At 38.4% G+C, this 16114-nt stretch carries 13 protein-coding genes; 6 read left to right on the plus strand and 7 right to left on the minus strand.

Annotation, left to right across the window (positions count from 1 at the left end; all coding sequences use genetic code 11):
* Positions 1 to 115: 115 nt before the first annotated feature.
* Together RMZ43_RS19895 and RMZ43_RS19900 are read right to left on the minus strand one after the other, a co-directional pair.
* Entirely contained in the window at positions 116 to 922 is an 807-nt protein-coding gene (locus RMZ43_RS19895; protein WP_322655342.1) for a pentapeptide repeat-containing protein, read from the minus strand.
* Between the two features lie 10 nt (positions 923 to 932).
* A complete protein-coding gene (locus tag RMZ43_RS19900) occupies positions 933 to 1574 on the minus strand; it encodes a hypothetical protein (protein WP_109009033.1) in 642 nt (213 codons plus the stop codon).
* A gap of 478 nt (positions 1575 to 2052) precedes the next feature.
* Between RMZ43_RS19900 and RMZ43_RS19905 the strand changes: the two genes are divergently transcribed.
* On the plus strand, positions 2053 to 3048 hold the full coding sequence (locus tag RMZ43_RS19905) for a DUF1350 family protein (protein ID WP_322655343.1): 996 nt from the start codon (positions 2053 to 2055) through the stop codon (positions 3046 to 3048).
* Positions 3049 to 3376: 328 nt separating this feature from the next.
* On the opposite strand, the gene argC is transcribed toward RMZ43_RS19905, so the two are convergent.
* Positions 3377 to 4348 (minus strand): N-acetyl-gamma-glutamyl-phosphate reductase, encoded by a 972-nt coding sequence (gene argC / locus RMZ43_RS19910; RefSeq protein ID WP_322655395.1) that lies wholly within the window; start codon positions 4346 to 4348, stop codon positions 3377 to 3379.
* A gap of 354 nt (positions 4349 to 4702) precedes the next feature.
* Between argC and RMZ43_RS19915 the strand changes: the two genes are divergently transcribed.
* A complete protein-coding gene (locus tag RMZ43_RS19915) occupies positions 4703 to 5245 on the plus strand; it encodes a hypothetical protein (protein ID WP_322648333.1) in 543 nt (180 codons plus the stop codon).
* A gap of 112 nt (positions 5246 to 5357) precedes the next feature.
* Here RMZ43_RS19915 and RMZ43_RS19920 read toward each other — a convergent pair whose 3' ends face one another.
* On the minus strand, positions 5358 to 5834 hold the full coding sequence (locus tag RMZ43_RS19920) for a hypothetical protein (RefSeq protein WP_322648332.1): 477 nt from the start codon (positions 5832 to 5834) through the stop codon (positions 5358 to 5360).
* A 1285-nt stretch (positions 5835 to 7119) separates the two neighbouring features.
* On the opposite strand from RMZ43_RS19920, the gene RMZ43_RS19925 reads away from it, so the two are divergent.
* Positions 7120 to 8286, plus strand: a complete 1167-nt coding sequence (locus RMZ43_RS19925; protein ID WP_322655344.1) for a choice-of-anchor tandem repeat GloVer-containing protein — start codon at positions 7120 to 7122, stop codon at positions 8284 to 8286.
* A gap of 124 nt (positions 8287 to 8410) precedes the next feature.
* Here the strand turns inward: RMZ43_RS19925 and glpK are convergent, their stop codons facing one another.
* Both glpK and RMZ43_RS19935 read right to left on the minus strand, forming a co-directional pair.
* Positions 8411 to 9925 carry a glycerol kinase GlpK gene (gene glpK / locus RMZ43_RS19930; protein ID WP_322655345.1) on the minus strand — a complete coding sequence of 505 codons (1515 nt, stop codon included), beginning with the start codon at positions 9923 to 9925 and terminating at the stop codon, positions 8411 to 8413.
* A gap of 481 nt (positions 9926 to 10406) precedes the next feature.
* Positions 10407 to 11576 carry a PAS domain S-box protein gene (locus RMZ43_RS19935; RefSeq protein ID WP_322655346.1) on the minus strand — a complete coding sequence of 390 codons (1170 nt, stop codon included), beginning with the start codon at positions 11574 to 11576 and terminating at the stop codon, positions 10407 to 10409.
* A 1801-nt stretch (positions 11577 to 13377) separates the two neighbouring features.
* On the opposite strand from RMZ43_RS19935, the gene RMZ43_RS19940 reads away from it, so the two are divergent.
* On the plus strand, positions 13378 to 13710 hold the full coding sequence (locus RMZ43_RS19940; RefSeq protein ID WP_322655347.1) for a hypothetical protein: 333 nt from the start codon (positions 13378 to 13380) through the stop codon (positions 13708 to 13710).
* A 395-nt stretch (positions 13711 to 14105) separates the two neighbouring features.
* Here the strand turns inward: RMZ43_RS19940 and egtD are convergent, their stop codons facing one another.
* On the minus strand, positions 14106 to 15140 hold the full coding sequence (gene egtD / locus RMZ43_RS19945) for an L-histidine N(alpha)-methyltransferase (RefSeq protein ID WP_322648326.1): 1035 nt from the start codon (positions 15138 to 15140) through the stop codon (positions 14106 to 14108).
* Positions 15141 to 15497: 357 nt separating this feature from the next.
* On the opposite strand from egtD, the gene RMZ43_RS19950 reads away from it, so the two are divergent.
* Together RMZ43_RS19950 and RMZ43_RS19955 are read left to right on the plus strand one after the other, a co-directional pair.
* Positions 15498 to 15713, plus strand: coding sequence for a hypothetical protein (locus RMZ43_RS19950; protein WP_322648325.1), 216 nt, complete (start codon positions 15498 to 15500; stop codon positions 15711 to 15713).
* Positions 15713 to 16072 (plus strand): PIN domain-containing protein, encoded by a 360-nt coding sequence (locus RMZ43_RS19955; RefSeq protein WP_322648324.1) that lies wholly within the window; start codon positions 15713 to 15715, stop codon positions 16070 to 16072. The genes RMZ43_RS19950 and RMZ43_RS19955 overlap by 1 nt, the downstream gene beginning before the upstream one ends.
* The last annotated feature ends 42 nt before the right edge of the window (positions 16073 to 16114 follow it).

Genomic DNA, 16114 nt, shown 5'->3' on the forward strand with positions numbered 1-16114 from the left:
AATACGGTTCAGTTAAGGGCTAATTGTACAAAATTGTGGGTTTTCTCCAAAAAATAAATTATCCAATTCTGGACTCACTACGACTTTCCCTCCCCCTGCCTCCTGAAGTCCCTAATTAATCGTGCCTTGAAGCATCAGGCATAATTGCCTCGTGAAGATTTGCACCGTTGAGGTTAGCTCCCCTAATGTCGGCTCCTCTGAGGTTAGCACCTCTGAGATTCGCGCCTGCTAAATTCGCGCCTCTGAGGTTAGTCCAACTCAAGTCAGCTTCACTTAAGTTAGCTTCACTTAAGTTAGCTTGCAACAGGTAAGCACCACTGAGGTGAGCCTTGTTTAGATTAGCTTTGTATAGTTCAGTTTTATAAAGATAAGCCCCTAACACTTCCGCCTCATACAAACTCGCCTCGCACAGATCAGCCGCAATTAAGTTAGCTTCAATGAGGTTGGCAAAAGAGAGATTAGTCCGCATTAGCTTCGCTGCACCTAAATCGGCATCTCTCAAGTTAGCGCCTCTTAAGTCGGTTCCAATTAGATTAGCATGAGCGATCGCAGCCTCTCTAAGATTCGCCTCACTCAAGTCTGCCCCAATGAAATTAGCATGACTCAAATCTGCCTGTTTAAGTACAGCACCACTCAAGTTAGCAACACTGAAGTTAGCATTACTTAAGTTAGCTTCAATAAGCAAGGCTTTGTAGAGGTTGGCACTACTCAAATCAGCACCACTGAGATTTGCTCGCACAAGTAAAGCATTACCCAAATCTACCTTGCTCAAATTTACCCCCTGGAGATTTGCGCCTCTAAAGTTATCCCCTTGCAGGTTTGCGGCGCTGAGGTCTGGTTCAATCTGAGGATTTTTTTCTCTCCATTCAATCCATGTAACTGCACCTGCTTTGAGTAAAGCTAGATGCTCTCGATTTACCATTTTCTCTCCTTTACTCCTGACGACCACCTAGAGGATTTGCCCGACCAGCTACACTTTCAATAGCCGTTAATGCTCCCGCCGCACCTGCTAGAATATCCTGTTCTTGTCCACCTAAGTAAAGCCGTCCAAAGCTACCTACAGCTTGAACTTCAAGAATGTTAATCCTCGCTGCTTTCTCCGCTTCATTGGCAGCCAGGGCAGCATAAGCAGCAGGTTCTACTTCTAATACATACAGCGTTTGCCCTGCCAGTAATAGCTGGCCCCTTCGCGTGCGATTAATGAGTTGTGTTTGATAAGCATCAATGTTGCGGATAATCTGGCTAGAAATAACACGCGGTTTGAGACATTCCTCTCTTCGGACTCCCAGTGCCGCCAAAATTGCTTGACCAGCAGCTCGCGTTTCGCCTTGGGAGCTAGAATGAACTTCCAACAATCCGTACAGTCGTTCAACTACCTGTACTCCCGGACGGACAGAGGCAGATTTCAGAGCTATATCTGTAATTTTATTAATTTCGATACCAGGAGAGATTTCAATCCACAGTGATGTATCCCCTGGTAATGGTAAGAAGCCTTGAGCTACTGTTCCCATATATGCTGCATGTTGAGGTTGCAGGCTGTCGAGAAATACGAAACTGCGTAGTTCTATTCCCAAGATTTTGCTCTCCAGTCATAAGGGTAAAAGTTATCTATTGCAAGATAGAAGCGCCTAATTTGGGGCATTTTTGCCACAAGTGCAGGATGGAAAAATACAAAGTAGAAAAATTTTGCTGTCGATAAATTTTACGCCTGAGAAGTATTCTGGCAGGAAACCGCCTTGACAATTGTACAAGCTTTATTACCCACAAATCGCTGTCTGCAATGCCCAACTGGTCTTGATTTACTGATAAAGTTGATGTTACAAAAAAGTATTTACCTAAACTAATGCAGAAAAAATCCACTGGACTTCTGCGGATATCTTCAAAATACTGCTAAAACCGCAGCCGATCAAACTCACAGTACTAAGATTTGCACATTGACAAAGTGGGCAAGTAGTGGTTTTTATGAAAACAAGGAAATATCCGAAAATCAGCAACTTTAGTTTGGAGATTAAGTATACACCTACCAAAATGAGATGCACTCATTGCTAAATCATGGTAAATACAAATTTAAAACTAAGATTTAAACCCGTTTCTCACAGTTGGGTTGCTCTGCATCCACAACCTAAAGGAGTAATTCAATTTATTGCAGGGGCTTTCTTTGGTACATTTGGCCCCATGATTTTTTATCGCTATCTGCTTCAATGCCTATATGAGCAGGGATATACAATTATTCTTTTGCCGTTTAATTTCACTTTCAATCATTATGTGGAAGCTGGTTTCCTCATGAGAGAGCAGTATGAAATTCTGCCAGAGCTTGTGAGAATGGCAAGCGTTGAAGGATATGATTATGAAGCCTATCTAGATGATAAAAACTTTTCTTGGATTGGACATAGCCTTGGCTGTAAATATATCTCCCTGTTAGAAGGATTTACTGCTTTACCTACAGAGCCTCAAGATAGAGAAAAGTTTATTCGGAATCTGCTATCTTATACTTCGGATGAGTCAGAGATAGAAAGTGTTATTGCAGATATTAACATTTTGTTTGAGGAACTTAAACAAAAAATAGTAGAAGACCGGAAACTAATTTACAGTTACGTAAATCGGGAAATTAAAATTAACAGTGTCTTTATTAAAGGGCAGACTTCTGTTTTATTAGCACCTGCTATTGCTGACACAGGGAGCGCAATTCGTCCTCAGTTTTTAGCGAATCTCATCGATAATCTGGGTTGGGGTGTGAAACCAACTGTTGAAGAGACCCATAACTTAATTAAGGATAGTGGCTTATTTAATATAATGGGTTTAGTTTGTTTTCAATCTGATAACATTGCTAAAGTAACCTGTGAGTGGTTTAATAATATTCTGAAAAAACCACCTCAAGAATTTCTACAATCTGTAAAAGGTGGACATTTAAAACCTTTAGGTATTCAACTAGGCAAGTTTGTAATTAATCTTTTCGATCGACCTTTGATTGAATCAGTGCAAGAGCGAAATAGAGGTTTTGAATCTCATGTGATTCAATTACTTGAAGAACTAAAAAAGAATAAATAAAAAAGTACTGAAAGTTCCAAAATCATTAAGTTAATAATATAGTGGTTCTTAAGCAAAAAGACAAATTGAGAAAGCAATCTGTCTTTTTGCTTTTTAAAATGAGCAATTTACCCTCTCATATCATGTCCGCTAAATTACCCATAATAAAAGAACCTCACCCCGCCAAAGCTATGCTTTGTCTCCCCTCCCCGCAAGCGGGGAGGGGTTCTTCGAGTTTAATAAGCAATCAAGCGGACATGATATCATAATAATCATTGCTGTCTTGTACAAACCATTAGTCATTGAGCATGAAGTAAATTACTCTTTTTCTCTATTGCCTAACCCTCTTTCATAGCAATCCTAACTCTTCTGGAAAGCCTAGCATAATGTTTAAGTTTTGGATTGCGGCTCCCGATGCGCCTTTGCCCAAATTGTCAAGACGAGCAACTAGCAATGCTTCTTTGGTAATGTCATTGGCAAATACAAATACCTGAACAATATTAGTGCCATTCATTGCGATCGCATCCAAAAATATTCCGTCTCGCAGCAGTGTAGAATCTTGGTATGGAGCAACCTGGACAAATTTTTCACTTTGGTAGTAGTTAACAATTGTTTGATGAATAACCTCACCTGATGGTGGATTGTCCAAAGTTCCCAATGGCAAAGGTATCTGAACCAGCATCCCTTGCTCAAAATCTCCTACTGCTGGTACGAATAGCGGTGGCGATGCTAACTCTGAGTAATGATGCATTTCCTTGACATGTTTATGTCCAAACTGCAAACCGTAGATACCATAAGGATAGAGCGACTCTCCTCCAGCCTCCTGTTCGTGGAAGGTATGGTATTGTTTGATCAGATTCTTTCCGCCACCAGAGTAACCTGACACTGCATTAACGGTGATGGGAAAATTACTCTTTAAAATTCCTTTAGCAATCAACGGACGGATACAGGCTAAAAATCCTGTGGGATAACAGCCTGGATTGCTGACAAACTGAGCGCTGGCGATTTTCTCTCGCTGTCCTGGATTGAGTTCAGGAAAACCATATACCCAATTCTTAGCTGTGCGATGGGCACTACTAGCATCAAGGATCTTAACCTTAGTACTACTTACTAAGCTAACAGCTTCGCGGGCTGCATCATCAGGTAGGCAGAGAATCACAACATCGACGGCGTTAATTAATTTAGCTCGCTCAGTTGCATCCCTGCGTTTAGATGCCTCAATGCTAACTAACTCGATATCATCGCGTTGATTGAGGCGTGAGTAAATATGTAAGCCTGTGGTTCCCGATTCCCCATCAATAAAAATCTTAGGTTTAGTAATCATGCGTCCAGCATCCTGATTTGTGAGTAGTATTATGCAGTAAATCAATTCATGCTGGTCAAATTACTTGCTTTTTGCTCAGTCAAGAGTTGATTTAGGGAGAAAGCCAGGGCAAACACATCTATCTAAAGTATAAGAATCCTTTGACAAGTTTAAGGCGTTTAATTCCCCTGTCTAAAAAGGGTAGCACGTTTAGGGTAAGCACGTTTCAAATGGTAGCGATCGCTTCATTAAACCGAGTTTTAACCTATCCATGAAATATAGGATAATTGGCTTTAAGTACTAGTACGTAATCTGCGGAAGCATTATATATTTGAAAAGATCAGATTTATTAGCTTCTGGAATTTATTAATTATGAAGCCTAACTTAAAAGACATTGTTGGTAGTTCTTCCCGTCGTCAAATTCTCAAAACTGCTTTTACCTTTGTGACTGGTTTAACTGCCACATCACTAGTTTCTTTTTTTATGACCAAATCCACAAAGCCAGCACAAGCAATTGTTGTGCAACGGCCAAATGAGTTTAAACTTGAGGGCGAAGATACAACAATTCAGTATTCAATTCTTAAGGGAATTCCACAGCTTGATTACAAAACTAAAAATATTTCCACTCATTTTAGTGGTAACGAAATTCAGACATTAGCTACTGATATCGGTACATTAGTGACAGTAATTATTAGCAAGCCACCAAACCCTGACTTTGGAGGAAATATAGTCAAACTGAGCTTACTTTTGCCAATTATTAACCTATTTATCAGAAATGGAGAAACCCCTGTCCAAACCGAAGCCATTTTAACTACTCAAAAAACATCAGGATTTATTCGCACTCCCTTGTTAGGACAATTACAGTCATACCAGACTATAGTACTGCGGGGAACTGCCAAAGCAAACGCATCTTAAATTGCATCCAAAAATGAAGTATAGATTAACGCTGCTCTGGATTTACACCAGAGCAGTTTTATCTTGTACAAGCTCTCTAACCCCAGCTAAAAATAATAAATCGGTGAATCAACTAAAAGTTCTGGGGTGGAAGTGGTTTTCCTTGGCTCTTAGGAATATTAACTACATTTAAAGCATTGGCAATTGCAATAACGTCATTATCCAATATTTGAGCTTTTGCATTGCCAGGACAGCTAATGTCTGGCGACTCTTCACCAGCTAATCTAATGGTAGTAGTTGTACCAAAAGAAACAGATTTGACGCAACCTCGTTTTGGTAAATTAGATAAAGGTTCAGCAACTTTCAAGTCATTGAAAAACTTTTTCGTTAATTTTTCGGGCAATTTACCTTGATTAGACCCTTTGCCATCAACATATTTAATTTGTCCAGATGGTGATACGTAAATGCGATACCCAATCGTATTTGTAGAGCCACTATTAACAATAATGGCAACATTATTGGGTACAAGCGCCATTGCTAATTGAGACGAACAAAGTAAGAATGATACACCTGCTAGCCCCAGTAAGCTCTTAGAAAAAACCCGGTTCATATAACAAATCTCCTGATTTATAAGTTTTGATTGTCAAAAATTTATGACTGATATTCGTCTAAATAAGTTTCTTTCATTTCCTGATTTTAACAGGCTGTTTAGTAAAACTTTCGTCATATTTTTGTTATAACTTTGCCATAAGTGCGTCAAATTAATATGAAATGATTATAGATTGTGTTTTACTGCTTATGTAAATTAGAGTAGTAAGAAAAAAGCGTTTTTACAGCAGGTTAAGCGCACTTTGTCAAGTATAAAACATCCATATTAGTAAATCTCAAAATAATCGCATTCATTAATACTTATTCATTGCAAAGATTTCAAGCGTAGGCGTAGCCCGCACTTCAACAAGCTTAGTTAGTGAGCATCAAAGACATCGACTTAACCCCTAAAAACTAAATCAAGCGATAAATCTGATTTCATTAATACATTCTTAATCAAGGTTTTTGCCAAAGGTAATTTAGATGTGCTTACCTAACTGCACATCTTGATGCCTAATTAAAATCTCCGTTATAAAATGTAATTGCTCTTTGATCTACGAGATGCCTTGCGAGCATAGCGGGGCGTAGCAAGAGTGCAAATTACTTTAATAGCAAGGATTTGAGGTTTAATAATTGAGTTATTTTTTCATCAATATCCTTATGTATACAGCAAGGTTACACAAACTACATGCGTTTATCCTGGCATTCTGCCTTAGTTTTTTCAAAAACCAAATAGAATTCCTATAGCAGAGGTAAAAGTTAAATTTAAATTTTTTGTGTTGCTCACGACATTTAAAAAATAATGAGTATGTTATGTTACTTAACGACATCATTAATTATCTCATTTTCAGCAATTAGTTTAAGTGTGAATACAGCTATTGTGGTATAGCCAGCTAGAGGATTTCAAAATTCTTCCTGGTCAAGACTATACCCAAATTCCTGATGATTTCTCACTATAAGCTAGTCATGAATAACGATTTATAGTACTTGATTTCACAACTAATTTATGAAATAAAGTACTACAAAATTTGTTAATCCAAGCCATCCAAGCTTTTTCAATTGTATGGAATAGATATCTCTTAAGGAGTGCAAAGTCTTGCACCCCATAGAAGATTGCATCCATACAAGAATTGTTATACCTAGTCTGAGGTATATCTATAAAAATAAATCTCCAGCCTGATTAAAAGGAATAAATGATTATGCCCACACTGAAATTATGTTCGGTAAAGCAGTTTTTGAACATTAGGCTGGAGATTTATTGCGGGTTAGCGTCTGAGCAAATTTTTGTAGGAGTGTAAGTGAACAAGATGAAACTGTACAAACAACGTCAAAGCAAAAATAGCGCATTAATTTTAACTTCTCTGGCTGTATTGGCGTCTCCATTAGTATTGCCCTTGCAACAAGCCTCTGCACAAACATTAACGACCGTTGTAAATTTCAACGGTACTAATGGAGCCAACCCAAAAGCAGGTGTGTTTGCAGGGAAGGATGGCAATCTTTATGGAACCACTTCCGCAGGTGGTTCGCAAGATAAAGGAACAGCATTCAAATTAACTGGTTCTAATTTTAGTACTCTGACTACACTAGTTAACTTCACTGGAACCAATGGAACTAATCCAATTGCTAGATTATTCCAGGCAAGTGATGACAATCTATATGGTGCAACCTCTACAGGTGGTACAAATAACCTCGGTACGTTGTTTAAGTTGGGAAAAACAACTTTTACAACCTTGACAACTCTTTTAAATTTCAATGGCACTAATGGAGTCAACCCAGCAGGTCGATTGATTTCAGATAGCGATGGCAATTTGGTGGGGATAACTTCTGCCGGTGGGGTCAATAATAAAGGAACTGTATTCAAGATTGCGCCGACTGGTGGTGTCCCCACTGTCGTAGTTAACTTCAACGGTACTAATGGAGCAACTCCATTAGCAAGGTTGCAATTAGCTAGTGACAAAAACTACTATGGCACCGCCTCAGCAGGTGGAGCAAGTAATAAGGGTGTGGCATTCAAGTTAACTCCCGCAGGAGTGATAACTTCATATAGCTTTAGTGGTGCTAATGGGCAAAGTCCTCAGTCTGGATTAATTGAATCTGATAAATTTATCTATGGCACGACTTCTCTGGGTGGAGCCAGTAATAAAGGAGCTATATTCAAGGTTCCCCTCGGTGGCGGTACACCAGTTGTAGTTGCCAGTTTTAATGGCACCAATGGGGCCAACCCCACAGCTGCACTCACAAAAGGAAGCGACGGTAACTTCTACGGTACGACTTCTACAGGTGGTGCAAATAATAAAGGAGGCATCTATCGGTTGACATCTGGAGGAACCGTCACTTTGTTATTTAGTTTTAATGGCACGAATGGGGCAACGCCAGAGTCTACCCTAATTCAACTTGCTAATGGTGCATTTTACGGTACTACCTCTACTGGTGGTGTTTCGGGAAAAGGAACCGTGTTTCAATTTACACCATAGCTTCAAACACAATAGACCTTTTGTAAAAGTCTATCCCCTTTTCCACATCCCGTAAAAAGTCAGGTTGATCGCTCACATTTGCTTGTTGAGCGATCGCATTTACTTGTTGTGTTTATAATAAGGGCTACTCCTCCCAAGCAAGAGTGCGTTTCACTGCCTTTTGCCAAGTAGCAAAGTTGGACAATGGGGCATCGCTCCCCGGCTCAAACACACGTTCAATTTGCCGTTGTTCCACCAGTGCTTCATAGCTCTCCCAAAATCCTAAAGCTAAACCTGCTGCAAATGCTGCACCTTGAACAGTCGTATCGCGCATTACCGGACGTTCAACTGGAATACCTAATACATCAGCTTGAAACTGCATTAGAAAATTATTCTCGCAAGCACCACCATCTACGGTTAATCGCCCAACTGGAGTATTGCTAGAAGCATTAATCGCCTCTACTACTTCCAAAACTTGATAAGCGATCGCTTCCAACACGGCGCGAACTAGATGCTCTGGTTGTACACTGGCGGTAATGCCGAAAAAGGCTCCCCTAGCACTCATATCCCAATAAGGTGCGCCTAGCCCACTAAATGCAGGCACAAAGTAGACTCCGCCATTATCTGTTACCTGATTTGCCATCGCTTCACTTTCAGCAGCAGTTTTAATCAGCTTCAGGTAATCGCGTAACCATTGGATACAAGCTCCACTAGTAAACATACTACCTTCTAAGGCATAGCCTACATCTAAAGTTCCTTTCGGATTTGCTTGTGTCCATGCCACTGTAGAAATAAGTTTATGGTGCGATCGCACAATTTGATCACCTGTATGAGCAACCAAAAAGCTACCAGTCCCATAAGTACATTTCATCAAACCGGGGCGATCGCAGCCATGACCAAATAGAGCCGCTTGTTGATCCCCCAAAATCGCAGTAATGGGAATCTCAGCACCCAACAAAGTAGCATCAGTGACTCCAAATACTCCTAAACTCGGCTGAATCTGGGGCAAAATATGCGCCGGAATCTGAAATAGTTCAAGTAAGTTCTCATCCCACTCAAAGGTTTTAAGATTCATCAACATTGTCCGACTGGCGTTGCTGTGGTCAGTAGCATGAACTTTGCCACCTGTGAGGTTCCACAGCACCCAGGTATCAATAGTTCCTGCTAAGACATTGTTCAGGTCAATATCTGTAAACTTGTCTAATAGCCACCTGAACTTAGTCGCAGAAAAGTAGGCATCAATGATTAATCCGGTGTGATCGTAAATTTCTTGAGCGTAGCCTTGCTGTTGTAATTGGTGGCAAAGGGGGGCAGTGCGGCGATCTTGCCAGACGATCGCTCTATGGAGTGGTTTACCAGTAGTTTTGTCCCAAATCAAACAGGTTTCACGCTGTACAGTTAGCCCCAAGGCTGCGATCGCAGATGGAGCAATCTGGGCATTGCCAATTGCGGTTTGCATCACCCAACACGTATCCAGCCAGATTTGTTGAGGGTCATGTTCTAACCATCCGGGCTGAGGATAATACTGACTTAGTTCTTTATATGCCTGTCCAACAATCTTACCGTCTGCGTTAAACACAAAGGCGCGGTTGCCTGTCGTACCTAAGTCCAATGCTAAGATGTAGCCCAATGATTGAGTTATGTTGCCAAGTGTGTACATAGCTACTTTGACATGCTGCGTAGGCGATTTTAACAATACATGTCAAATTAGATATACATTATTTTGGGTACATTTTGAATTCCCAGTCGGCATAGCATTACGCTTACTTTGCTGTGTCCGCCTCAAATCCCAGATCCTTCACAACGTTGCAAGACGCTGTGCATTTTAATTATGTATAAGTAAATTGACACAAAAAATCATGATATAGCGTTTCCTAATCATACAAGGTAGATCATAGCCCCCTCTCGAAGAGCGGGGAGGGGGTTGGGGGTGGAGTTCGTGTTCTTAGAGCGATTTGGTCATGGTGCTACTTAACTTATTGTTTAATCTGGCCTAGATACATCAGCCATATTTTTGCAGATATAATAATTTTCCTAATTGGCTGGCAACTTATTTTTGCTTAACAAAGATGTCACGTTGCTTCTTTGTAAGAGTACGCTCAAAATTCAAAATTTCAAGTCATCAATTTACAAGAAAGTAATTAATCAAATCCTCTTAATATGATGTGTTTTTTTAAGTCAAAACTGATTACACCTTCTTCTTGTAATTTGCCAATCAATCGTGTAATTGTTACTCTAGTAGTGCAGCAGGCGCTAGCAATATCTTCGTGAGTAAAGCGAACACTTAGGCGAGTTCCCTCCGGCACAGTTTCACCAACTTCCCGCTTCAAAAGTTGTAATAGATGGTGTAAGCGCTCTTGTACCCGTCGTCTTCCACAAATGACTAAAAAAGATTCTGTTTGGCGTAAGCGCTGATTAATTTTTGGTAAAAGGATATGGCTCAGGTTGGGGGAGGCTGCTATCTCTGCTGCATAAATTGACACCAACTCAACATCAGAGAGGGCTGTTGCTTGGTAAATGTTTAAAGATGTTAAACTAGAGCCAAAAACCATTTCTGCTGTTGCCAATCCTGTTAAAACTTCTTCACCCGTTTCACAGTAAGTACTAAGTTTGACCAAACCCTGACAAACATACAAAATTACTAATGGGTTAAGGGGAATAGTTTCTCCTTTAGAATATTTCTGCACAGGACGATCGTACAAGAGGTTGCTATCGTCTTTGATCACTGCTGATTCTACCCCTTTCCGTTCAGAAATATTACGTAACATCCAGCGCAAAGAGGTTGCCTTACCCTGTGGATTCCGGGCAACTACCACTGTCAAAGCTGCATCAAATAACTCACCATGACGTTGTTGCAAGCGTATCAATAGCTCTTTAACTCTGTCTGATTGAGCTAGTTCAATCAGTTCGTTACGAAGGTGCTGACGTTCTTCTATAGGGACGAAGTTAATCATTGGTTTGCCCACTAAAAATTGCTTTGAAACATTGAGCAATTTAGCTGCGGTGAAATTAACTTCTTGAATGATTCCTTCTGTATTAGTCACTAAATAGGCATCAGGCGCAAACTCGAATAATTCTTGATAATATTGGCGTTCTGTTTCTAAACAATTCCGTGATTGTATTAGTTCCTCATTTTGTTGATGGAGTTCCTCTGCGGCTAACTGCACTACCTTTGAGCTGTTATAGAGTTCTTTAAAAGCTTGCGGCAGCAGATCTGGTGAAATCCAAGGTAATACACTAGCAGTTTGGTATAAATCTGCTAAACGATTGTTTAATGTTTCTGAGCGCTGGATAAATTTTTCTATGTTCACCTTAAATTCTCGCTACTTACTTGCAGAGTTGAAGCAAAAAATATACTAGGTAAATTATTGGAAAAATTACAGTACTTCATATTATAAATTTAATTAGTTCTGAACTGCAATTATTATTCAATAGAATCTCTAAGAGTATGTCTATTCTAGGTTTTCAACAATTTATCTTTTTGGCACTACATGTGGTAGAATCTTGTAAATTGACATGTATTGCATTTAACCTAGATAAATAAAGCAAATTGAAAAAATTGAATCTAGGGAATTAGAGAGTGTCCATTAATAACTTTTGCACTCACATGCTTTTTTACAAAAAGCTTACAGTACTTTGCTAAGTATTATTTCTACCTTGAGTGGGAGATTTGGTAAACTTTGCTAAATACGAATGCAAAATCTGCTGACCCCAGATTATGCAGATTTGTAATTAAACTTATAACCCATTCACAATTATCACTAACAGATAAATTAGATAAAACATTGCAATTAGAAAATCCTGGCTCTCAACTTTTAGTTTTTATTTTTGTTTAACCCACTTTTTCTTTTTTTTAATGGATAATTAATTGCTAATAATAATTATTTCTATGATTACATAGAATAACTAATAATCTTTTCCGCAACTTCCATCACAAGTATCAAGCTACTACTACCAAAGATATATAGTTTAAGTTAAGTCTGTTTGTGATTATAAATACATTTTTTGCTCAAAAACCTTCCGACTCCTTACAAAAGTCAGAAATCTGAGCTTTTAGATTTTCACAAATCTATGAAGGAACTATCTGGAATAAGCAAAAGTAAAACTAAATAGATGTTAATAAGTTAAAAGTTTTTGTATAGTAAATCACATAACAACTTAACGACTATCCGCTTCTTTAGTTAGAGGAGAAATCAAGTAATAAGCTGGTGTAATTTAAAAATGCGTAACAGCTTATCAACGTGCAAGTTATTCAGGGTGATGGGTGAGGTGTAAATATCATAAAATCTCATCTCGTCACTTTTTTATTTATTTCAGTTTACAGCGCTTATCAAATAATTAAACTACACGGCTCCCAACTGACTACTCCCCGTCTCAGTCGTGGTTTAAATAACTGAAATGGTATAACACACCTTTTAAAATTTTTGCTAATTTAGGGCTAAGTAAGTCGGTGCGAATAAATAAGATTATATTAAGTAATATAAAATCATTGTCATCGAGTTCGTAGTAAAGACTTCAGGCCTTCTTTTGGGACTAAAGTTTTTACTACAAACCTTTAATTATTTAAGCCGTTTTACTTAAATATCCATAATTCACCCTACATATATATACTTAGGTTTTTTTAAGAATCAAATTTGATTGCTATAGACAGATTAGTATCCACCCCGGAACGCATATACGTACTTTTATAAAAGTCAGGTTTTATTAAAACTTTATATATTGTTGGTTGTAGTTCATTAAATATACGATTTATGAGCTAATTGACTGAAAATCGCGTTTTTCAAAAAATTCAGTAAAATTTCTATTTTAATAATAAAAAAATCCGATTAAATTATTAATAGTTAGGGCTGACTTAATTGATGAATAAACGTCAGTTATTTCAGGGTATCTATTTGCAAACTTTCTGTAAGATCAATTCCATAATTCTAGAATACCCCTCTCTTAAAAAAAGAGCAGAATTTAGCTTTCCCCTACCTTATATGAAAGGTAACAGAAGGGGTTAAGTTTTTGTGAATGAATCAATGTACTAAGCTGCGATTTATCTAGAAAAATCAGGGTCTTATTTCCAACTTAGAACAAATACAACTTTTTGAAACTTTTTGAAAAATCCCCATGCGACAATATCTTTTTAATCTGCTGATAGTGGTATTAGGAACAAGCTCGACTTTCATCATTACTCCATCTCAAGCTGAAACTCCGGTAAAATCCAACACCCAAAATACTGATAATATTACTTCTATATCTTCAAATTCACCTTCGGCTATCCAACTAAGTGATTTTGCCAATTCTACTAATAGCAAACCACCTATTCTCTCTGAGGTAGCCAATAAATCTTCTGATGCTAATGTCAATATAGCTGATAATGCTAATATAACTTCAACTAAGCCGAAGCTACGGGTTCCTATATTCAGCAGAATTTTTCCTACAGCTTCGATGCAGCAATAATTAGAGGCTAAATATTTAGTTGACTAGTTTGTGGTGGTAAAAGTATACAATTGTATGTATATTATATACAAGTTTAAATAGTGAAAACACTATTATAGTGAGAGATTTAGTTTTTCTCTCTCATTTGTGTAATATCATTTATAGCAATTCTCACTTGTATGCAACATACTTAGACCTCACTTCATTCCCCAACCCTATAAGGGTTGGGGGTGTTTTTGTTAGATATACATTGCAATACGCTTGAGTTAAAGATTTTTGGTATTGATTTTAGCTATGTAGAGACGTTGCATTGCAACGTCTCTACATAGGATTTGGAGCTTAATTGAAAATGTATTGGTCTATATTGGACTCACTGAGAACTGCTATTATCTATGTGAGGCATACTCTGATTTGCTTTATGCTTGCAGTTGACAGAGTAATAAACCAAACCATTGATTTGGATCTGTCCACACTTGGAGAGGTAATAAACCCTGTGCAGTGAGTTGCTGCTTGATAATATTGAGGTCAAATTTGCGGGAAATTTCGGTGAGGATAGTCTCACCTAGTGCAAAATTAACCTTGAGGTTAAGAGCGCGTAATTCTACATTTTGCGATCGCAGGCTGCGTAAATGCATTTCTATTTGATGCTCATTTTCATTGTAAAATGCCCAGTGTTCAAACTGAGTGGTGTCAAAATTGCCTTCAAACTGTTGATTTAAATGCTCCAGTATATTGAGGTTAAATGCTGCCGTCACTCCTTGGCTATCGTTATAAGCTGGTTCCAAAATCTGTTTCGGCTTTCGTAAATCTATCCCCAACAAGAAATATTCACCTACTTGTAGCGCTTCTGTAATTTGAGAAAAGAATACATCGCATTCATTAGGTGTAAGATTACCTAAACTGCTACCAATAAAACAAATCATCCTGCTGGGTAATTGCGTCGGTAGGAGTTTTGCAAGGGCTAATTCATAAGTTGCCGCTAAAGCATAAATTTGCAGTAAGGGATAATCTCTTAATAACTGCTTGGCGCTACTTTCCAATATCCCTGCACACACATCAATTGGTAAGTAGTGTAGGGGATAGTCTAGCTGCTGGTAGGCATCTAGTAAAATGCGGGTTTTGGTAGAATTGCCACTGCCAAGTTCTACTAATTCACAAGCGCCAGTTATCTTGGCAATTTCGCTAGCATACTGTTGTAAAATCGTTGTTTCTGTGCGTGTGAGATAATATTCTGGTAAATCACAGATTAACTCAAATAGCTCAGAACCACGGTCATCATAAAAGTAAGAGGGGGGTAGAGATTTAGATGTTTGAGTTAATCCCTTCACTACATCACTCCCAGTACTAGGTGCAAGTATTTGAGTTGCTCCTATCAAACACTGCATCTGCAAGCGTTTTTCAACGGTGTTTTGAGAAGTAACGTTCCTGTTGAGAGCTTTAGATATCGACATTAAACCTCCGTATGCTTGGCGTAATAGATTACCTGTGATGGCAAACCTTTACTCTAATTAGTGAAACACATAGCCATAGCTAATAAAATCATGCTTGAGCAATATTGCTCAAGCTTTAAAGGTATTTTTAGGGATTTCCTGATTCAAATGACAATATAGCGGTTCTCTTTTTTGTGAGGTACATCGGTAGGGGCATGGCAGTATCTGTGCTTCTATGTGGTGTTGTTGAGGCTTTGAACTTCAACTTCTATCCTCAGAGCTTGGAACTTCATGCTCACAACTATCTAAGCTTACCCTGAGAACTCGGATGTTCTAAACTGGAACTACATTTAAAAATTAAATAGGAGGTAAACAACAATGCTACGAACCATTGAAGGAATTTATAAAAATGGCAAAATTGAACTAGCTGAAACACCACAAGGTATTACTGAAAGCAGAGTCTTTGTTACTTTCTTAGAAACAAAAGCCACGACTTGGCCAGAAACGATTATGCAACATCAAGGTGTAGTAGAAAGTATTATTTTTAAATCTTACCGAGACGAACTGCTACCACCTAATGAAATCGAGTTGTAATGATGGGTTACTTACTCGATACGTGCGTAATTAGTGATTGTGTCAAGGGAGAAGAAAATACTCTCAAGCTATTAAAGTCTACTATTACCACTGATATTTTTATTTCCTCCTTAACAGTAATGGAGGTTAAGTATGGATTAGCAATTAATCCTCAACGTGCCTTAAAAATTCAATCATTGATTGAAGCATTATTAGGTTCAATGACAATTTTACCTTTTGGTATGGAAGAAGCAGAACAAGCTGCCAAAATTAGAAGTATTTTGAAAACAGCAGGTACTCCTATCGGTTCTTATGATGTTCTGATCGCAGCAACAGCACTAACTCACAATCATATTGTTGTAACATCTAATGTTCGATAATTTTAAAGAGTACCTAGCTTGCAAATAGAGAATTGGCGTTCT

The sequence above is a fragment of the Nostoc sp. CmiVER01 genome (genome assembly GCF_034531135.2).
Classification (GTDB): domain Bacteria; phylum Cyanobacteriota; class Cyanobacteriia; order Cyanobacteriales; family Nostocaceae; genus Nostoc.